Annotated in this window: 13 protein-coding genes; 6 read left to right on the top strand and 7 right to left on the bottom strand. The window is 68.8% G+C overall.

Annotated features, from left to right (window positions below):
• Positions 1–265: helix-turn-helix domain-containing protein (locus AOK01_RS31035; protein ID WP_425424772.1), on the bottom strand; the 265-nt coding region annotated here is incomplete at its 3' end.
• Between the two features lie 219 nt (positions 266–484).
• Here AOK01_RS31035 and AOK01_RS31040 point away from each other — a divergent pair.
• Both AOK01_RS31040 and AOK01_RS41840 read left to right on the top strand, forming a co-directional pair.
• Complete coding sequence (locus AOK01_RS31040; RefSeq protein ID WP_213862177.1) at positions 485–946, top strand: ATP-binding protein; 462 nt, start codon at positions 485–487, stop codon at positions 944–946.
• A 304-nt stretch (positions 947–1,250) separates the two neighbouring features.
• Positions 1,251–1,580 (top strand): deoxyxylulose-5-phosphate synthase, encoded by a 330-nt coding sequence (locus AOK01_RS41840; protein ID WP_079103903.1) that lies wholly within the window; start codon positions 1,251–1,253, stop codon positions 1,578–1,580.
• Between the two features lie 286 nt (positions 1,581–1,866).
• Here the strand turns inward: AOK01_RS41840 and AOK01_RS31045 are convergent, their stop codons facing one another.
• The gene (locus AOK01_RS31045; RefSeq protein WP_055517495.1) at positions 1,867–2,235 is read right to left on the bottom strand and encodes a hypothetical protein; all 369 of its coding nucleotides are present in this window, start codon (positions 2,233–2,235) and stop codon (positions 1,867–1,869) included.
• Between the two features lie 186 nt (positions 2,236–2,421).
• On the opposite strand from AOK01_RS31045, the gene AOK01_RS45515 reads away from it, so the two are divergent.
• A complete protein-coding gene (locus AOK01_RS45515; protein WP_245702491.1) occupies positions 2,422–2,559 on the top strand; it encodes a hypothetical protein in 138 nt (45 codons plus the stop codon).
• Between the two features lie 1,079 nt (positions 2,560–3,638).
• Positions 3,639–4,340, top strand: coding sequence for a DUF3761 domain-containing protein (locus tag AOK01_RS31050; RefSeq protein WP_055517496.1), 702 nt, complete (start codon positions 3,639–3,641; stop codon positions 4,338–4,340).
• A 189-nt stretch (positions 4,341–4,529) separates the two neighbouring features.
• Here the strand turns inward: AOK01_RS31050 and AOK01_RS31055 are convergent, their stop codons facing one another.
• Positions 4,530–5,204 (bottom strand): 8-oxoguanine DNA glycosylase OGG fold protein, encoded by a 675-nt coding sequence (locus AOK01_RS31055; RefSeq protein ID WP_157871551.1) that lies wholly within the window; start codon positions 5,202–5,204, stop codon positions 4,530–4,532.
• Between the two features lie 401 nt (positions 5,205–5,605).
• On the opposite strand from AOK01_RS31055, the gene AOK01_RS31060 reads away from it, so the two are divergent.
• The gene (locus tag AOK01_RS31060; RefSeq protein WP_055517499.1) at positions 5,606–6,859 is read left to right on the top strand and encodes a hypothetical protein; all 1,254 of its coding nucleotides are present in this window, start codon (positions 5,606–5,608) and stop codon (positions 6,857–6,859) included.
• Between the two features lie 127 nt (positions 6,860–6,986).
• Here AOK01_RS31060 and AOK01_RS31065 read toward each other — a convergent pair whose 3' ends face one another.
• The 4 genes from AOK01_RS31065 to AOK01_RS31080 all read right to left on the bottom strand — a co-directional run bounded on the left by AOK01_RS31065 (position 6,987) and on the right by AOK01_RS31080 (position 12,510).
• A complete protein-coding gene (locus AOK01_RS31065; RefSeq protein ID WP_079103904.1) occupies positions 6,987–8,063 on the bottom strand; it encodes a DNA polymerase III subunit beta family protein in 1,077 nt (358 codons plus the stop codon).
• A gap of 256 nt (positions 8,064–8,319) precedes the next feature.
• Positions 8,320–8,937 (bottom strand): hypothetical protein, encoded by a 618-nt coding sequence (locus AOK01_RS31070; protein ID WP_055517503.1) that lies wholly within the window; start codon positions 8,935–8,937, stop codon positions 8,320–8,322.
• Between the two features lie 37 nt (positions 8,938–8,974).
• Positions 8,975–11,521, bottom strand: coding sequence for a GmrSD restriction endonuclease domain-containing protein (locus tag AOK01_RS31075; RefSeq protein ID WP_055517505.1), 2,547 nt, complete (start codon positions 11,519–11,521; stop codon positions 8,975–8,977).
• 140 nt (positions 11,522–11,661) lie between these two features.
• Entirely contained in the window at positions 11,662–12,510 is an 849-nt protein-coding gene (locus tag AOK01_RS31080; protein WP_055517507.1) for a hypothetical protein, read from the bottom strand.
• A 342-nt stretch (positions 12,511–12,852) separates the two neighbouring features.
• Here AOK01_RS31080 and AOK01_RS31085 point away from each other — a divergent pair, with 342 nt between their 5' ends.
• A complete protein-coding gene (locus tag AOK01_RS31085; protein WP_055517521.1) occupies positions 12,853–19,029 on the top strand; it encodes an AAA domain-containing protein in 6,177 nt (2,058 codons plus the stop codon).
• Positions 19,030–19,066: the final 37 nt, after the last annotated feature.

The raw sequence follows: 19,066 nt of genomic DNA on the forward strand, positions 1-19,066 counted from the left end.
CCCCCAACACCCGCTCCGCCGCCACAGTGAACGCCACCTTCGCCGGTCGCCGTCCCTGCTCCACCGATGCCACCTGCTCCAGCGAGTAGCCAATCGCGTCCCCGAGTTGCTGCTGGTTCAACGCGGCCCGTTTGCGCAGGTGTTGGAGCAGTACGCCGTACGCCGACCATGCCCCTGGCAGGTCCGGCCCCTCGTCCTTAAGCTTCGCTGTGCGCCGCCCCGTTCGCGTGTCCCGTACGTCCCGTGCCGCCCTCACAGTCACCACGTCCTTCCGTACTGCCTCCGCACCCCGCACACGGCCGCGCGAGCCACCGGTCCATGTCCAACGCGACGTGAGGGAACCAGGTCACGCGCCGGACCCGTACAACTCCCGTACAGGACCCGTACAACCGACGCCGCAGCCAGTCTCCCGTACCGTACGACCGAGGTGACGTACGGCCGTCATCCCTGTTCAGCGGGGCAGTCGCCCCATCACGCTGACACCGTGACCCAAGATCAGCTCACCAACGAGGCGAAGCCGCCCCACACTCCGGCCCGCCAACTGACCCTGCGTTTCAGCAGTACGAGACGAGGCGCCCGCCTCGCCCGCCAACTCGCTGTCCAGCTGTTCACCGAGTGGACGGGCTACCCGCACGACTCCGGCCCCGCCCGTTCCGTGGAACTCGTCACGGCGGAGGTGGCGTCGAACGCCGTCCGCCACGGCAGCCTCCCCGGCCGGGACTTCCGGCTCGCGCTGCTCCTCCTTCCCCACGGCTTCCGCATCGAGGTGACGGACACGCGTCCAGAGTGCCCGCCACCGGCCGCGACGGCGGGGCCTACCGAGGAGACGTCGGGCCGCGGACTGCTCCTCGTCCAGGCCTACGCCGACCGTTGGGGATGCACGACCCAAGACGCGTACACGAAGACCGTCTGGGCGGAGGTGCACTTCCGCACCGCGCGCTCGTGATACCTCCGCCTCGTCCGGGACGGGCCAGGCCCGAGACGCCGCAACGGAGGCGAGAAGGAGACCGGCAACGGTCGGCCCGCCCCGAGGCGAGGTGGCAACCGGGGGTTCCTGCACCACGGGCTGCTGCTCACCTCTTCTCAGTCGATCCGCCTGCGGTTGGTCGGCTTCGACCGTCAGAGGCAAGGACTACGGGAAGGGGCGCGCACTGGGTCGCCCCCTTCGGCAACTGCTCAGGGGGCGACCGAGACCGGCCCGGAACCGAAATCCCTTCGAGTTCCGCCCAGCCGACGCCTATCCTGCCACCATGGCCCACGCGAAGACCTCGTACGTCTGCCTGCCCTGCCGGGCCTCGTACAAGCAGCCCTACGACAGGGACAGGCAGCGGATCTGTCCCCGCTGCGCGGGGTCGCTGGTCCACGTGGGCTCGGCCTTCGCCGCACCCCGGCGCCGCGACACAGCTGGCTGGCGGACGCTGTCTGTGCTGCTGCACGCGGGCGTTCGCTTTCACAAGAGCTGCTGCGGCGGGCCGGGTTACCGCCCTCGGACCCTGAGCGAAGTCCGCGAGCGGATAACGTACGCCCGGCGTAGCGGTGAGCCCTTCGCGAGGGCACTTGTACGGCACGAGGTGCCCTGACCTCGACGCGCGTCCTTCCTTCTCCATCGCTTCCGCGTCGAGTGGCGGACACCTGTCCCGAGTGCCTGCGACCGGCTGTGACGCCAGGCCCCACCGAGGAGACATCGGACCGCGGATTGTTCCTCGTCCGGGCGGGCGTCGCCCGTTGGGGATGCGCGGTCCGAGACACGCACACGAAGACCGGCTGGGCGGAGGTGTACTTCCGCACTAGGGGCTCGTGACGCTCGCCTCGTCCGGGGTGGGCTCGGCGAAAGCCGTGGCCCCGTCGGCGAAGGAGACGAGACGATCAGTGATCGGCGTAGTGCTCCGTCAGCCTCTTCAACTCCCTGGTCCAGAGCACCATGTCGTCGCCCGGCCGCTTGTACGGTGCGCGACGGGCGAGTTTGAAGAAGCCACTGGACGGCCAGCCACTGTCCTTGAGCACCACGAGCGCCGACAAGAGGGGCAGCGATCCGTCTGGGCTCTCTCGGACGGAGGCGTCTTCCAGGAGATAGGGCATGGGGCCCTCGTAGGCGGGGACTTGATGGCCGAGTCGCGCCAGTTGACTGCTCAGATCGCCGTACCGGACAAGCGTCGCGCCCTCGCGTGCCCGCGAACGCAGGATCTCGATCACGGCGTCCAGCGCCTGCTCGTACTCCAGCGTGCCTTTCTGCATGTGCCCTCCCCGCCTCGTAACCCGACGACCGCCGAACCTATGCCACCGCGCGCCTACGTGTGGTCCGAACGCTCGAACTGGACGTACACACTTGTGAACTGAGTGCATGAATCAGATACTGATGCTGATCAGCCGTCGTCCGCCCTTTCGGCAGGCGCGTGTGGCTCCTGGGGAACGTATGAACGCTTGGACGACAGACTCGTGCAGACCGCGGTGATCGGGGGCCGGAACTCCGGACGTGTGATCATCCTGCCGACGGACGCGGACGAACTGACCCGCTGGCGACGTCTTCACCCCGCCCACACCTACTGGTGCGGCACCTAACTCGGCGGTTGCGGCAACGAGTTGTCGGACCGCCTGTACCGCGACAAGGTCTGCCACCTCGCTCACCGGCCCCACACCTCCTGCCACCGGACAGCCACCGGCGCGGCCGGCGCGGATCACCTCTTCATCGGGGATTACCTTGCCGCATGGGGCGGACGCAACAGGCTGAAGGGGCAGACCACTTCGCGTGACTTCGGGACCGGTCCCGGGGACGCGGTCGATTTCCGGGTGGGCGCAGCCAGGCAGCATGTGCGCTTCCAGTTCGGCAGGCTCGCACACGCCCAGTGGTGTCCGGCCGGCCGGAAACGCTCCGGCGAATCGGCCGGCCGCAGCCCTCATCGCGCGGGCCAAGGAGGCGCAGACGAGGTTGCCGGAACCGCAGCGCACTCAGTTGGTCGTGGAGATGACAACCACCCGCCGCCGGCCGGCCAGCCGGGCAGACACACTGAAGCCGAAACCAAGGCAGAGTCGGCGCGCCAAGAGGACGGCGGACATGAAGAAGACCGCTGCCGCGAAGCGGTCGGCGCGAGAGAAGAACTGACCTTGTCCCCTTCATGCGCGGGCCTGCGTATGAAGGGGAGGGGGCGCGTCCCAAACGAGAAGCGGACGCATGAGTTGCTGAGATTCTATTGTGAACTCAGTGCACAACCTGCATACTGGCCGAGCTGCTGTCGCCAGTCGGCCGCCAGGGCCGGGGGTCCGTCCAGACGCTTCACAGCGAGTTTCCATCTATGACCACCGTTTCGTGCGGACGGCCGTGATCCGGCTCGGTGCCGCCGGCTACCGATCCTGACGGCTTGCGAGCGAGTAACGCGCCATCGCCGGAGCCGCTTTCAGAGTCGACTCCGTAGCGGGCAGGTATCGCTTGCCCGGTAAGCGACAAGGTTCGTGTCAAGCGGCCACAGCATTACTTCTGTCCTTCCGGTTTCGGGCTGCGTGCCGGTTTACGACCGGGGACGGATCGGTGCACGCAGGGGAGCGTGCGTCACTAAAAAAGGGGGGCCTACATGGCTCGGAACAGAAGACCAGCGCGTACTCTTGAGGACAAGAAAAATGCCAGGGTAGGTTGCGGGATCATCATGGCCGCGCTTCTTCTCATCGGCGGATGCAGCGCGTTGATCGACGACGGTGACGACGATTCGTCCTCCAGCTCGTCCTCGTCCTCGTCCTCCGTGGTCGACGACACGACCGAGAGCGTAACGCTCAGCGACTATGTCGGAATGGGCCTTCAAGAGGCGCAGGACGCGGCTCAGGCCGATGGTCTGTACAGCTTGCGCTCCACCGATGCCACCGGACAGGGGCGACAGCAACTCTGGGACCGCAACTGGGAAGTCTGCTCGCAGACACCCGGCGCGGGGGAGACGGTCAGCGCCGACGAGGCCCTCACGTTCGACACGGTGGATGTCAGCGAAGGCGAAAGCTGCGACGACCCGACGGCGGGAGGCGACGAACCGTCCGATCCGGTCGACGACTCCACCGAAGACACCTACGCGGACGAATCCCCGACCTCGGGGGCCGACAGCGAGGACGACAGTTACTCCGACGATTCAGGCAGCACTTCCGACAACTCCGAATCGGACGACAGCGACTCCGGCGGTAGCGATTCCGACGACAGCAGTTCTGGCGGCAGCGGCAGCGGTTCCGACGACTCGCCGCAAGCACCGGCTGGTGCCTCCGCACAGTGCAACGACGGCAGCTACAGCTACTCCGCGCACCGTCGGGGCACCTGCTCCCACCACGGTGGGGTCGCGGTCTGGCTCAACCCGAACCTCCCCTCGTAGAAGGAATCACGCGAAAACCGCGGAGCTGCGGTTCGAAGGCGGCAACGTGCCCGATCTGAGCTCCGAACAGGCCGTACAGATCGTGGACATCGTGAAGACCACCTTCTGCAAGTGACTGCAGGCGGCCCGGGGCCCCCGCTGCGTCGGCCACTTGGCGGGGGTCTCTCTTCCATCGGACTTCCGGGCACGTCAGGGCAGCAGCTTGCCGCGGACGAACAGTGCGGCTTCGATCTGGTCCGGCAGGACATCCGCCTCCTGCGCACAGGTGTGAGCCAGGGACAGAAACCGGCTGTAGTGCGGCGTTCTCCAGCCGCCCCCGGGCCACTTCGCGTCCGTGTCGATCGACCTCAGCGAACGCGCGACGAACCTGTCCAGGATGAGAGGTCGCCACGGTCCCGTGGGCTGATCGTGACCGGCGAAGTACAGCACCTTCGTGAAGAAAGCAGGACCCAGGAACCGGATCCGCTGACTGTTGTTGAAGGCGTAGTACGCATCGACGGCTCCCTTCTCCCGCAGTATGCCGAGCACGGTCTCCAGGCGGGTATCGATGCCCTGGGGGGACGACTCTGCGAAGACGCGTGCGCGACGCGCGACCGACTGCGCTTTGGTTCCGGTGCCCCAGACGAGGGCGGCAGTCAGAAGGTGCCGTCGGCCCTCGGTGGTACCGGAGCGGTGCGAGATGTCGAAGACCGTGCGGCGGTCGACTCTGTGGCGGCCGGCCACTTTTGGGCACTCGTCGAGTTCTGTGGGCCACCAGTCGTGGTTCGGCAGGAGAGGGAGCCAACGAGACCGGTCGAAGGGTACGGCTTGGGTGAGTACGTCCACACGGTCGGGGACGGAATCTCCGGCGAGCATCGTTGTCATGGGTGACTGCCTTCGTGTTCTGGTGTTCCGTATCGCCTCATCGCCCCCTTGTGTGGGAGCAATGGGGCATGAGGTGCGGTCCATACTGAGGTCATGCTCGTACCCACCGACCAGCGCGGATGCGGCGGGGCGGCAAGTGGGTGGACGTGGACGCCACTCTCACCACGAACGCCGACGGCCAGGTGGTGTCCAGAGCCACCCTGGCGGCCTCAGGCTCGCCTCCGCCGTAGCCGTGTATCCGTGAAGACGTCCATCAGGCACACGGGCGTGGTCCGAATGCCGCGTATAGACACCTTCCCTTGTGAACTAAGTGCATGAATCGCATACTTGTGGAGATCGACCGTCGCCCGCCCTCCGCGGTCCGACCACCCAATCGCGAAATGCCATGCCAGGAGCGGACGATGGACAACGAAATACAGCTGATCAGTGACGGTGACGGACTGGCGGTCATCGGGAACGCGGCGGATGTCGACCGCTTCTTCGTCTCGGAAGGGCTGTCGGCGAAAGACCTCGGACCGCAACGTCTGAAGTCCCTTTTGGGTACCGGGGCCGCCATCGCCCAAGCAGGTTCGGAGATCGCCGCCAACTCCGGTCGCTGGGTGAAACTGACCCCGAAGTCGGCAGCGCTCATCAAGAAGTACGGGTTGAGGGAGAGCCTGAAGACGGGTTGCAGTACAGGTGTGCTGAGAGGGCCCAAAGGCCAGATCAGGGGATTCGTGGAAATCGCGAAAGCACCCCGGTCGTTCCTGTCCAACCCTGCGGCTCTTGCCGGTGTCGCGGGAATCATGGCGCAGCTCGCGATGCAGCAGACCATGGGCGAGATCACCGACTACCTCGCCGGGATCGACGAGAAGGTCGACGACGTACTGCGCGCCCAGAAGGACACTGCGCTGGCCCGCATGATCGGAGTGGGCTTCGTCATCGAGGAAGCCATGACCATCCGGGAGAAGAGGGGCAGGGTCGACGAGATCTCGTGGTCGAAAGTACAGACCGCGCCGGCGACGATCGCGGAGACGCAGGCGTACGCATTGAGTCAACTCGACGCTGTCGCAGTCAAGTTCGAGAGCAAGAACAAAATCGGTGACATCGCCGCGACGGCCAAGGAAGCCGAGTCCGCTGTTCGGGAGTGGCTCGCTGTGCTGGCGCGCTGCTTCCAGTTGCAGGACGCGATCGCCGTGCTCGAACTCGACCGGGTGCTGGATGCGTCTCCGGAGGAGTTGGACGCACATCGCCTCGGGCTGAAGGCCGCCCGGCACGACCGGATGAAACACATCGCGCGGAGCACCGAGCGCCTGCTGGCACGCATGGACACGGCTGTCGGCACGGCCAACGCGAAGGTGTTGCTGCATCCGGCCAGGTCCCCGGCCGCGGTCCTGTCGAGCAACCGTGTCACCACCGGCGTCCATGACTTCCATGAGCGGATCGGGATCGAGTCCGGTCGCCGGTCGTCGGAGGCGAGACGATGGGCGGATGCGGCCGCGGAGGTGAGGGACAAGGCACTGGAGACAGGCGCAAAGGGCGTCGGCGCGGCCAGGATCCTGGGCAACGAGACCCTCGACCGGGCGGGCACGGTGAAGGACAAGCTCTCCAGCGGGATCGCCGAGAGAGTGCGCCGTCGGCGCGGGGACGAGGGGGAACGCGACGAGAAGGGCTGAGCGAGCGCCGGCCGTCACTCACGCGCGCAGCCCGGTCGCACCTTTCCGGTGAGGGTCAGTTGCTAATGCATGTAGGTTCTGCCTTCGCCGTTTCCCGTCGCGGTCGGTCGTCCCGGCGGACATACCGTCAGTCCTCCAGGCGTACCGGCATCAGGATCGAGAAAGTGTTCTCGTCGTCGGGTCGGCGGATCGCGACCGGTGCCGTGGGGACGCCGATTTCCAGAATCAGCTGGTCCCGGGCTCCCGCCGTCAGCGAGTCCAACAGGAATTCGCGGTTCACGGCGACACGCTCCGGGTTGTCGTCGCCATCCGCGCAGATGGTCACTGTGCCGCCGTCCTCCACCCTGAGCACGCTGAGAACCTGGGCGCCGGACTCGCCGGACTCGCCGGAACGGACAGAACCGGTGATCAGTGCCTTCCGCAACGCCGCCACCTCGACCAGGGCCCGGCGCCGGTCGGCAAGAGGGAGGAGACGTCGGTAGTCGGGGAAGTCGTGGTCGAGGCACCGACCTGCCGCCTGCCGGTCCCCGGCCTCCAGCGTCACGCGGTCACCGTCTACCGAGAGCAGTACGGGGCCCTCGCTGTCGATCAGCGCTCGCATCGCGTCGGCGAGCGGGGCGGGTACGACGACCTGTTCGCGCTGTCCCTCGTGCCCGGCGGCACCGGACCGCGCGACAGCCAGCCGATAGCGGTCAGTGGCCACGACATCGAGGTGCTCGCCCTCGATGTCGAACAGGACACCGCCGAGCATCGGCAGACCGGGATCGGCACTCGCCGCGAAGCGGACCGCGTCCAGGGCGGCGGCCAACTCCGCTGCGGGGACGGACAACCGGACGGCGGCGGTACGGAGTGAGGTCATGGCGTTCTCCCTGTGATCGAGTAGGGCTCGGAGTGCGGAGAACTCTCTGCGGGCATCGGACAGCCCTTCTTCGAGGCGCCGCAGATGTGCCCTGAGCAACGTCCGGACGAGGCCGGGGTCCGCGCTGGACCAGCCGGCCAGCACGAGCCGGATGTCCGCCAACGGCATGCCCGCCCGACGCAGCCGGGCCAGCAACCGGGCCTCCTCCAACTGCTCCGGCTCATACCAGCGATATCCGCTGACCGGGTCCACCCAAGCGGGGACCAGCACACCGGCCCGGTCGTAGAACCGCAGCGCGCTCGCGCTCAGTCCGCCGTCTCGGGCCATCTCCCCGATACTGCGCATCTCGTTCTCCACACCCGGAACTCTGATCCCTCGACAAGGTCGAGGGTCAACCTCGGCCACGGGCTGGACCAGTCACTCGGGCCGGGCAGTCGTTCCGAGTGGTGGCCGTGGTCCCGACGGATCGTCGGGAAAGCGGACCCATCGAACCTTCCTGTACCCGGGCGCCTGGGCCGCTTTCCCTGGCGCACCCAGGCGGAGACCGGCGCCAGGGTGCGCCAGCTTCCGCGCCTGCACATTGGCGTGTGCGCATCGCACCTCAACCGGTTTCAGGAGCCAGCCAACCGATGTGACTCAGAACAGGTACGACCCGGAAGTGGATGAAGGCGAGCAGCGGACTCTCGTCGTCCTCTGTCGGAAAGAAGAGGGCATGTTGAAGCCGTCGTTCGTCCTGCGGATCGTCCAGCTCCACTGGCGGAAAGCGTAGATGCGGTCGATCGAGCCCCTGATCCAGTGTGACTCCCCGGCGTGCGGTCAGCTTTCTCAAGTGATTCGGTCCCAGAGCGTGGACGAGGTCCGCCGTGGTGAATGACTTCCTGATCCGCGGTCTCTCGTTCTCGTCGACGTAGGTGGGATACACCATCAGACGCTCTTCGCCGCTCCGCCGGCCGACCGTGATGCCCGACCGTAGCCGGTTGTGGGTATCGGACAGGGCGGCCGGCATCTCGGGCACGACATCGGGCTTGTACAGGACCAGGTCTCGCTCACCGTTCTCCCACCGATTGTCGTGCACGGTGAGTGAGGGACGACGGTCAGGGAGATGTAACTCCCATTCCACCGCCGTAGCCACGGATGCCACACCGGAACAGGTCCTCCCGGCCTTGCCCGTCACCAGATCCTTATGACGTTTCAGCGTAAGTCCGTTCAGGGAACGCATGTTGCGTCACCGCCTCCTTTTCGTTGCTCGCTCGTCCTCAGCCCCGCCGCGCCAGATCCAGCGCCGCCACCCCCACGAACCAGTCCAGCACCTCGCAGATCTCGTCGCCGTGCCGTGCGAACACGCTCAGCGGGAAGGACGGACGCAGCTCCAGCTTCGCCTCGGGCAGGTCGATGCCGTCGATCTTGTTCAGGCGGTTCAGGAGTTCCCGGCGCTGCTCCGTGTCGTCGAACGGGCTACGCGTCTTGAGGTACTGGAAGACCACCTCGACCGTCCCGCTGACGGGATAAATCCCGACCGGCCACATCAGGTGCGGCCGACGGCTGGTTCCAAGGTCCAGCATGGGGAAGCAGGTCGTCTCCTCATGGCGGCCGTAGGTGACATGGCCGCCTTGGCGGCGCCAGAAGTCGAGGGCTGCCTCGACGTCGGCGTACGCGTCGGGCCAGTTCTCCCGCAGCTGCGTACGGAATCGCTCGGCCGCCACCTCGTCCTCCCCCTCGGGAAGCGGGTCGTGCGCGGCAGGCTGCGTCACGTCCTTACCCAGCAGGGTGGCCAGTTCAGCGGCCGACAGGCGCTGGGAAGAGTGGGCCCGCCCCAAGGAGTCGAAGCGCACACCCTCGCTCTTCAACAGCTCCTGCGGCGGCGGTCGATCACTGCCCTCCGCCCAGCGGAAGGACGGAGAGACCCTGCCCTCCACCGTGAGCACACGATAGGCGCCGAGCACGGTCGGATTGGAGCCCAGATAGACGCCGACGGGCACCGGGTGGCTGCCGATCAGCTCGGCGACGTCGCCGTACGTCGTCCAGGTTCCGCTCGGCATGACCACCAGCGCGGCGCGCAGCTCGGCCCAGCCGGGGGAGGCCTCGCCCGTCGGTTTGACCCCACCGATCGGGCCAGGCCACAGTTCCACGGCGCGGTCGGCCAGACGACCGCCACGGTCCACGATCTCGGCCTTGCCCCAACGCTGTTCCGAGGCGATCTCCAGGTTCATCCGAAGGGCGCTCGCGTCGAGAATTTGTTGCTTGCGCTCGAACGGGTGATTGGAGAGCTTGGCATTGTCGCCGCTCAGGGTGAGGTTGCCGAGCGTGTGCACCAGCAGGTCGCGTAGTTCCTGCGGTGTCTGGTGCGGTTCCGTCTCCTCGGCGAGCAGGTCGAACCACGCCGGAGCGGGGTTCTGCGGCAGGACGTGCTCCACGGTGAGGGACGCCTTGGCGAAGTCCACGGGCTCGGAGGCGCGATAGCTCTCCTCCAGGCGACGCAAAATGTAACTGCGTTGTGGAGGTCGCCCCGACCAGTAGAAGGGCTTGGTGCGGATGGCCTCGCGCAGCTCCTCGTCGCTCGGCCAACGCCGGCGTCGGCCGGACAGGAATCGTCTCACCGCCTCGGCAGCCGGTCGGTCGGTCTCCAGCTCCTTCGGCGCCTCCATGAAGATCCGATTGAGGTTGGTTGTCGGCGTCTGACAGATCAAGCGCCGTACCAGATAGGACTCGACGTATCCCAGCGCCTGGGCCGCGTCCTCCGGTGTGGTCCTCCCGGCGTCGAGAAGGTCCAGCAGGTGCAGTGCGAGCGGGTAGTGGGTCTGGCCACCCCAGGCGGTTAGCCGTTCCAGGACCGCGCGAAGGGCGGGTGACCGCTCACGTGCGGGATCGATGATCCGCAGAAATCGCCGTGCACGCTGGGCCAGTTGCTCGATCTCGCGTTGCAGCGCGTCCTCGTCGCCGGCCAGTGGTTGCAGCCGTTTCTGCTGCTCGCGGTAGATCTCACTCTGCTTGGTCTTGTAGTGGCCACGCACGACGAGATCGAGCCACACCAGCAGTTCGAGGTTCTTCGGGCCCAGACTCTGCTGCATGGGCAGCCACAGTTCCTCGTAGATCCGCTCGCCTCGCTTGGGCAGGAGCATGAACACGTGGTTGCGCAGCAGGTCGCTCTGGCTGAGCCCGACCCCCGTGTTGTTGATCGACTCGAAGATCCGGTACACGTTGTCGCCCGGCTCGGCGGTGATCTCCACGATGGAGAGCAGGTCCTTGAGTACCGTTTCGACCGTGGTGGTCCAGCGCTCGTCGCCCGACTCGTGGCCCTCGGCCAGCGCACCGCGGAAGAAGCGGTAGGCACTCCCCACGTTGTCGCCTCCGCCGGCCTCCGCCCGGGACTGGACGCAGGAGATGTACGCTTCCCGGTCCGCCTGTGTGGGCAACAGCCGGTAGTGGTCCACACCCTCGTGGAACTCGTTGACCAGCGTCTGACGGTGTACCCGGTCCACTCCGCGCACGTCACCCGTCTCCTTGAGATGATCGCGCAACGCGGTGAAGGCCAACATCAATGTGGTCAGCCGTTGTTGGCCGTCCACCACCAGCCATCTCTGCACGCCGCCCGCCTGGATCTGACCGGGCGCGAGCACCACCGAACCGAGGAAGTGCGGCGCCGTCGGCTCGCCGGCCAGATGCTGGTCGACGAGCTCACTGATGTCCTCCCAGAGCCGTTTCAGCTGATCCCCGCCCCAGCTGTAAGTGCGCTGGTAGAGCGGCACTTGGAACTGCTTGTCCCCTTGGACGAGCTTGAGGAAGGTGATCTCCTGGGCGCGCATGTGCGTCCCTTTCCTTGACGTTCTCCAACGGCTTACCTGTCCAGGTGCACACGACTGCACAGGACTGAGGACTGCACCGGCCCGGGAACGCCCGTCCACGTCAGGTGCGCCTCGGGCCACGGGGCCGATACCCGCCGAACCTATGCCATTTCAGTGTTGTTGTCCGCCGATGTCAGGGCCGAGCGGCGGGAGATGCGCGGCATCGTCTCGTTGGGGGAGCGGCGCAGCAGTTTGATCGTGCGGCCCTCGACCCACGCGTTCCACGCCTTGAGGTAGTAGAGCAGGTGCTCGCGTGAGTCGTCGCGACGCCTGTGCGCGCTGCCCAGTGCGAGGTTGAGCATCGTGTTGCGCAGCGTCAGGCGCGGGTCGCCCGGCTCCAGGCGGGCGCCGGTGACGACCCCCTCCTCCCAGGCGGACTGATCGATGTCGGGCCGCGCCTCGCTGGTGACGTACCAGCCGATCGTGGCCGCCGTGACGGTGATGCGGCACCCCCGGTTCAGTGCGATGCCGCGGTGGAGGGCGGTGCGGATGCCGGGGTGTTCGCCGAGCAGGTTCAGGAGCTGGTCGTTGCTCGTGACCGACGAGCCGCCGCTCCAAGCGGAGTCGGGGGCGCTGCGGTACAGGTGCAGCCCACGCAGAGCGGCCGCCAGGTGGGTCGCGTTGGCCTCCCCCGCGAGGGCCAGCGCGTCCCGGCCGGTGCGTCTGCGACCCGTGTCCATCACGGTGAACGCCGCACGAGGCACGCCGTGCGTGACGGTCAGGGGCACAGCGATGCCGGCCTTGACGATGGCGGCCAGGCGGTGCTGTCCGTCGATGAGGACATCGTCCTCGTCGAAGGCGATGCCCTGGTGCGTCAGCTGCCATTCCCCGCGCTGGATCTGACCGGCCAACTGCTGCACCGTGCTCTTGCTGAGCGGCCTGTTGCTGGTGTTGCGGGCGAGCCACTGCGCCGCCAACTGGGGTGACACGTCGAGCACTTGCATGTGCATGGCACTTCTACCTTTCTCGGGGTGTGTCAGTGACAGCCTGGCGTGTGATGTGAACTAAGTCAACAGCTCCACGGTTCGTGCGTCGGGCTCTGATCCTTTGCTGAGGCCTGTCGACCTTGTTGGGGATCGCTCACCGGTGGCGATCTGTGCTCACTGCTGTCCGTGGTGGGGTGGGCATCCGGGTTTGCTGCTACGCTCCCGATGTGTGCTCAGTTCACATACGAGTCCGCGCACCGGGGGGTGCCTTGTGGTCGAACTCGTGGTGGTCGAGCGCGTGGGTGTCGGGCGCGGAATGACTGGGCGGGCCACCGGATGGCCCTCAGCAGCGGTGGGGTGGGGCGTGTGAGTCAGGACGAGCGCGATCCGATTGGCGGTGTGCGGCCGGTCGGTTCCGTCTACCAGTACGGCGACGGCCTGTACGTGCGGGTGGGCGACGTCGTGCCGTATGCACTGGAGGGCCCCGAGGCCGGTCACGGCTACCGGCAGGGCGACGATCTGGTGCGCTGCACCCTGTCGCTGAGCAACGGCACCGGCCGGCCGGTCGATCTCGACGGCATCACCCTGCTGGTGCGGGGAGGGCCGTACGGCAAGACGGGCCGACAGGTGCGGGATCACCGAAGTGACGTGCTCGACGACGGACTTGGGGGTACTCTGCGCACGGGGCGCAGGGCCTCCGTCACGTGGGCCTACAGCATTCCGGCCGGCACCGTCGGTGACCTGGACATCGAGGTTCGCTTCCCCGGCGACCGGAAGAGCGTCACGTTCAGCACGGCGCCGGCCGCCGTTACCGGTGTGGTCGGCGCGCGCCCCGTACCGATGGCGTTCGACCAGTCCGTACCGCTCGGTGAGCGGCAGCGGTCGTTGTCCGAGGACCCGGACGAGGCCCCGCCACAGCCCACGAACTGGCTCGGGCATGGGTCCGGGGCCGGGGCCGGACATGGGTCCGGGGCCGCGGTCGCAGGTGGACAGCCCGTCGTCGAACCGGACGGGCTCGGCGCCGTTCCGGCCCGGTCCGTCGGCACCGCGCGTCGCAGCGCCCGGCCACCGGCCCCGGAAGTCTCCGCCGACGAGCTGGACACCGCACGCGTCCGGCAGATCTTCCGGTTCCTCGCCGAGGCCGAGGAGTCCAGGACGACCCCCGTGCGTACGCTCGACGGGGCGGCCGGCACCGTGTGGTTCGACGAACTGCCGGATGACGACGGCGTCGAGGTGATGACCGACGGCACTCTCGCGGGAGCCGACCCGGCCTGGCTGACTGTCGCCCGCCCCGAACGCGAGGACGCGCCGCGCCTCAAGGCCCTGCTCGCGCCCTGGGTGGACGAGAGCCGTATACGCGACTTCAAGGAGCCGCGCGCCCCGCACCTGCGCCGGCGCGTCGACCCCGAGTTCGCCGACTGGTCCCGGGGCATCCCGCTCGACAAGACCTACCAGGAACTGGACGAACACCCCCAGCGGGAGAACATCGAGAAGCTGTACGCAGCCTGGGAACAGGAATGGCTCGCCTGGGCGGCCCGGCGCCGGGCGATCGACCCCTCGGTCAGGCTGTACGACCGACTGCACAAGATGCACGAGGACACCGCCAACCTCGGTGAGGCGTACGAACTCGTCCTCGGTCTCGGCCGGCTGACCTGGCAGACGAGCACCGGGCAGCGAGTGGAACGGCACCTCGTCACGCACCGGGCCACCATCCAGCTCGACCCCGCCACCGGCACGCTCACCGCCGGCCCCGACCCCACCGGCGTCGGCCTTGAGCTCGAAGAGGGCATGCTCGAAGGGGCCCAGCATGTGCCGGGCGCCGTGCGCGAGGCGATGGTCGCGGTGCTGGAGGACGCCTCCGACGTGACCGACCCCGGACACCTCGACGCCGTACACACCGCCCTGCGCAGCTGGGCCAATGCCGCGCACAGCGCCGGAAGTTACGCGCCGACCGTCGAACGCGCCAAGCCACGCAGCCTCGACGTACCGCAGGTGGGGCTCACCCCCGCGCTCGTCCTGCGCGAGCGCAGCCGCCGCTCGACCATGGACGCCCTCAAAGCCATAGCCCGGCAGATCGACGCGGGCACGCCGCCCACCGAACTCCTCAGCTACATATCGGGCCGCGACGGCGCGCTGACCGCTTCGGACCTCGCGGCGGCGGAGGACGACGGAGTGGCGGAGAACGCTGGAGCGGCGCAGGACGGCGGTACCGCGCGGAACAGCGCCGGCGACGAGATGTACTTCGCGCTGCCCGCCAACGAGGAGCAGCGCACGATCGCCGAACGGCTGCGTGCCAACCGGCTCGTCGTCGTCCAGGGCCCGCCCGGCACCGGCAAGACGCACACCATCGCGAACCTGGTCACCGACCTGCTCGCCCAGGGCAAGCGGGTCCTCATCACCAGCCACACCCCACGTGCCCTGCGCGTACTGCGGGACAAGCTCCCGGAGTCCGTACGCGACCTGTGCGTGAGCCGCACCGAGGACGGCGCGGCCGCCCAGCGGGAGCTGGAGGCGTCCGTGCAGCGGATCCTCGCCGAGTACGCCGGCTACGACGAGAAGGCGTCCCGGAACGGCATCCGTACACTCCAGTCCCGTCTTTCCCGAGCCCGTGCCGCCCAGGCGGCCATGCTGCGCGACCTCGCCGTACTGCGCGAACGGGAAACCCACCGCTTCGAGGCGGAGATCGGCGACTACCGGGGCAGCCTGCAGGAGATCGCCGAGCGCCTCACCGCGGAGGCGGGACGGTACGGCTGGCTCGGCCCGGTCCCGCAGGAACAGCCCGCCCTGAGCGCCGATGACGCCCTGCGCCTGCTGCAGACCACCCGTGCGTACACACCGCACCACCAGGCACTGGCGGCCGAGGTGCCGGGACCCTCCGAACTGCCGGGCCCCGGCGACTTCGAGGAGGCCGTGCGCATCGTACGGTCGGCCGAGGAAGCACACGCGGCCGTGCGCCAGGACCCGCTCTGCGCGCGGTACGACACGGCCGTGCGGGGTCTCGGCGAGAGCGAACAGCGGCGGCTGTCGTCGGCGCTCGACACCTTCTCCGCCGCGCGCGCCCGCGCCACGGCTCTCGCCGCCGCGGCCGGTGACTGGGCCGCGGCACTCGTGGGACAGGTGAGCGAGGGGCAGGACTGGCAGGCACGCAGCCGGCGGGCCGCCGTCACGGAAACCCTGACGGCCGTCGACAACTTGCTAGCCGCCCTGAGCACGGCCATGGTCAGCGGCCTGGAGCAGTACGACCCGGCCACGGCGCTCGCCCAGGCGACCGCGCTGCACGACGGCCTCGGTCAGGGACAGAAGCTGCGCGGGCCCCTCGGTACGCGCTCCAAGCTGGCGAAGACGGCCGGCGCCTTCGCCGAGGCCGTACGGGTCGACGGACGGGCGCCCCAGGACGTACCGACGTCGGCCGTCGTCCTCGCCCGCGTGCAGCTGGAACTGCGCCTGGCCCAGGTGGAGTCCGAGTGGGGCACGCCCGTCGCCGCCTGGCAGGGACACGGACCGCGCCTGGCCCGGCTGCGGCAGGACGCGGAGGTGCTGGACGCGCTGCTCGCCGTCGGCGCCGCCCGTACGGACGTGCTGACCGCCGCGGCGACCTCCCCGGCACTGGCGGTCGCCGCCTGGCACGACCCGTCCGTCGAGAACGCCGTACGCACCCTGCTGCTCGCGTCGACCACCCTGCGCGCGGCCGAACAGTCCCGCAAGGTCGTCGGGGAGACCGAGGAACTGCTGCGTGTCTGGGGTGACAGGGCCGGTGTCGCACCGGCTGTCGTGCGTGCGCTGGGCGCGGTCCGCGACCGGGACCCGGGCGGCTACCGCTCGTTCAGCGACGAGATGGCCGAGGTACGGGACGCCGCCCGGCTGCGGGCCGAGCAGGACGTGGCCCTCGCTCACGTCCGCGAGGCGTTCCCGGCCCTCGCCGAGCGGATCACCGGCACGCACGCGGACGACACCTGGGACGCCGAGCTTCCCTCGCTCGCCGAGGCCTGGGCCTGGTCCGCGTGGCGCGAGCGCATGGAACGGCTGACCGATCCCGAGGCCGAACGTGTCCTGCGCCGACGGCTGACGGAGGCCGACGACGAGGCCCGCATCATGCTCGCGCGGCTCGCCGCCGCCCGCGCCTGGCACCGCTGCCTCGGCCTGCTCACCGGCGACCAGTCCCGGGCACTCAGCGCCTACCAGCAGGCCGCCCGGCGTATCAAGGGCAAGTACCAGCACCGCTACCGGCGCGACGCACAGGCCGCCCTGCGCAAGGCGCAGACCGCGGTACCGGCCTGGATCATGCCCCTGCACCAGGTCGCCGAGACCGTACCCATGGACCGGCCGGGGCTGTTCGACGTCGTCATCGTCGACGAGGCGAGTCAGTCCGGGCTGGAGGCCATGCTGCTGAGCTGGCTCGCGGACCGGATGGTCGTCGTCGGCGACAGCAAGCAGGTCAGTCCGTCCAACGTCGGCCTCAAGCAGGACGAGTACTTCCACCTCCGCGACCGGCTGCTCCCCTCGCTGGAACCGGAGGTCCGCAGCCTGTTCGGCCCCGATTCCAGCTTCTTCGACCTCACGGAGGCCCTGTCGACGGGCCGCGGCACGCTCATGCTCAAGGAGCACTTCCGGTGTATGCCGGAGATCATCTCCTTCTCCAACGACCTCTGCTACAACCGTGCCCTGCTGCCCCTGCGACAGTACGGCGCCGACCGGCTGCCCCCGGTCCGCACGGTGTACGTCGGGAGCGGCGAAGCCGTGGGCACCAACGCCCGGCTGACCAACACCCGCGAGGCCGAGGCCCTCGTCGACGCCGTCGTGCGCTGCTGCGCCGATCCCGCGTACGACGGGAAGACCATGGGTGTCGTCAGCCTCCGCGCCGCCAAGGGGCACCTGACCGAGCTGGAGAACCTGCTCGCCGAGCGTCTCGACTACGAGCAGCGCGAGCAGCGCCGCATCCGGGTCGGCGACGCCGAGGACTTCCAGGGCGACGAGCGGCACATCATGTTCGTCTCCTGCGTCAACTCCGCGACCACCGCCTCCGGAGCGGTCCCGGGCGGCTTCAACGGCAAGACCTACGAGCAGCGGATCAACGTGGCGGCATCCCGGGCCAAGGATCAGGTGTGGGTGTTCCACAGCGCGCGGACGGAACAGTTCCACGAGAACGACCTGCGCAGGCGCTGGCTCGATCACCTCACCCGCCCCGCGGAGGAGGACGCGGTCCTGGTCGAGGGCGAGGTGCTGCCCGACATCAGACACGAGGCGTTCGACAGCCTGTTCCAGCAGAAGGTGTACCTGGAACTGACGGCACGGGGTCACCGGGTTCGTCCGGCATACAGGGTGGGCCGCCACACACTCGACCTGGTCGTCGAGGGCGGGACGCGCCGGCTCGCGGTCGCCTGCGACGGGGACGCCTTCGCCGAGGGCGAGGACGCCTCCACCGCGGCCGCCAGACAGCGCGACCTGGAACGCGTCGACTGGACGTTCGTCCGGATCCGGGGCAGCCGCTTCCATCTCGACCGTGAGCAGGCACTGGCCCCGCTGTGGGCCGAGCTGGCACGGCTGGGCATCGACCCGGTCGGGCGGGGGCCGGCGGACTGCGCAGCCGACGACGACTCCGCAGCCGCGGACGACTCGGCGCGCGGCGGGGCGGAGCCGACCGGTGACGCGGCGACGACCGATGAGGTGGTCGTGGCGGGACACGTGGCCGAGGCCGGTGAAAGTATGCCGCCGGAGCTGCGGATGGGCGCATCGAGCCACGAGGTGGGGAGCCGGGCCACGGCGCGAGCGCAAGCCCCGACCGGGACCGCGATCGCCCCGGAGACAGCGCCCCTGCCTGTGCCCCTGGCTGCGCCCCGGCCTGTGCCCGCGCCCACGGACCCGCGCGAGTCCTTGCGTGGACCGGCCCAGCAGGCAACACCCGCTCCGGCACAGCAGCGCACCGTGCCCGAGGAGAGCGGGACCGCCTCCGCACGGGCCGCTGGGGCAACGGCGCCCAAGGCCGCACCGGCCGCACGGTCGGCGGTCTCGGGCGGGTCGGCGGAGTATGCCGTACGGTCCGCGGGCTCTGCAGGGCCGGCGGCGTCCGGGCCGATCGCGCCAGGTCTCCTGCCGGTCCGGGAGATCCCCGCCGCGGCCTTTCAGCGGCTGGTGCGTGAGGTGCAGCAGCTGCAGGTGGCGGTCGACGCTCCCTTCGAGACCCTTGTCGGAGGGGACGCGGCCCAACGGGTCTTCCTCCGCAAGACCCAGGCCGAGCAGCGCGACCGACGGACCGAGCGACTCGCCTTCCTGCGGACCTTCCTCGACGCCGTCAGCGTCGGGCGGGAAGGGACTGTTCCGGGCGTCGTGATCCCGGGCGCGCTGCTCCGTCTGGAGTTCGACGGTCAGATCGACGAGGACACCCTCTACACGATTGCCGAACTGCCCACGGAGGAGGCGGACATCGTGTCTCCGTCCTCGCCGCTCGGACATGCGCTCGCCTGGCAGCCGACAGGGCGCGCAATCCCGTACGACGTGTCCGGGGGGAAGTCGCGCACGGTCGTCGTGCGGGAGATACGTGTCTGATCGCGGCCACGTCGCCACGTCGCCACGGCGGACGAGC

Origin of the sequence: Streptomyces aurantiacus, from assembly GCF_001418335.1 — a bacterium.
GTDB classification, from domain to species: Bacteria; Actinomycetota; Actinomycetes; order Streptomycetales; family Streptomycetaceae; genus Streptomyces; species Streptomyces aurantiacus.